Annotated in this window: 2 protein-coding genes and 2 pseudogenes; all 4 read left to right on the top strand. The window is 46.2% G+C overall.

Translation table 11 applies throughout. From position 1 onward, the window contains the following. Positions 1-309 precede the first annotated feature (309 nt). On the top strand, positions 310-576 hold the full coding sequence (locus tag CIK04_RS35790) for a DUF1538 family protein (RefSeq protein ID WP_369597178.1): 267 nt from the start codon (positions 310-312) through the stop codon (positions 574-576). Between the two features lie 55 nt (positions 577-631). Then, positions 632-709, top strand: a pseudogene (locus CIK04_RS35795) (DUF1538 domain-containing protein); the annotation flags it as partial. Between the two features lie 88 nt (positions 710-797). Next, positions 798-929 (top strand): DUF1538 family protein, encoded by a 132-nt coding sequence (locus CIK04_RS35800; protein ID WP_369597179.1) that lies wholly within the window; start codon positions 798-800, stop codon positions 927-929. 59 nt (positions 930-988) lie between these two features. Further along, a pseudogene (locus CIK04_RS27910) lies at positions 989-1,210 on the top strand (DUF1538 family protein); the annotation flags it as partial.

Raw genomic sequence — 1,210 nt, forward strand, 5'->3', positions numbered from 1 at the left:
CTGTTCCACCAGTCAATAGTATTTTCATGCACGCCTCCATACCTGCATTTAGTATATGGCACAGATAAGTACGCAGCCAACCCTATGATAGTTCAATGGTTCATCTTGCCCTTGTTTCTGAGTAAGGTCACATTCTTGTCAAAATGTAACCAATTATTACTGTGCTTTTCACACGAATCACATCGCGACGAAAAAAAACTCTAGCATGATTACAACAAGGACAATCACACTAAGGACAGCGGATGAATGCAATCATAGCGTTACTTAAAGCGTTTGCGGCAAGTGCGAGAGATTTGTTGTCCCATTGTTGTGGTAGATTGTTTTCTTTCAATCGTTGTACTCAAAGAGCCACTACCCAATATTTTGTCCATCGGCTTTGGTCTTGTTCTTGTTCTTGTGATCCTCGGTTTGACCTTTTTTATCTTTGGCTTAGAAATGGGGCTCTTTCCCATTGGCGAATCGATCGGCGCAAGCTTTTGCGAGAAAAGGCAGTGTGTTTTGGTTGATTGGTTTTTGCGTTTTGTCTTGGTTTTGGTACTGACGATCGCAGAGCCCGCCTTGACCGGCGGTCGCTAATGAAGCGGCAGAAGTCGCGGCGGAAGGAGGCATGATTGCCCATACAGAAGATTCTATGGATGAGTATGCCAACGGCTTGCGTTTAACCGTAGCGTTGTCAGTTGGGGCTGCGATAGTACTTGGCGTACTGCGCATCTTAAAAGGTTGGCCAATTCACTATTTGATTATTGGTGGCTACATTGGCGTGGTGGTAGCTGACGGGGTTTGCTCCGGAAACCATTATCGGCCTCGCATACGATTCGGGAGGCGTCACGACGTCTACCATCACTGTTCCCCTTGTGACGGCGTTGGGGGTGGGGCTCGCTTCATCCATTAAGGGGCGAAACCCGATGATTGATGGTTTTGGTCATTAATTGCGTTTGCCTCCTTATTGCCCATGATGTTCGTCATGATCTACGGCTATGGTGTTGGCATGATTGAGTTCGAACCGGCTTTACCGACTACTTTAACCACCACCGTATTGGATGTTGTCCCCATAGCGGTGATCATTTTGGCTTTCAATTTGCCATTTTACGCAAGCCAATTACCAATCCATTGAAAGTGTTGCTTGGCTTTGGTTACGTGATCATTGGTTTAGCCTTATTTTTGATTGGCTTGGATCTCGCYCTTTTTCCATTGGGTGAGACGATGGCGA

It is taken from the genome of Vibrio sp. 03_296 (assembly GCF_002265885.1).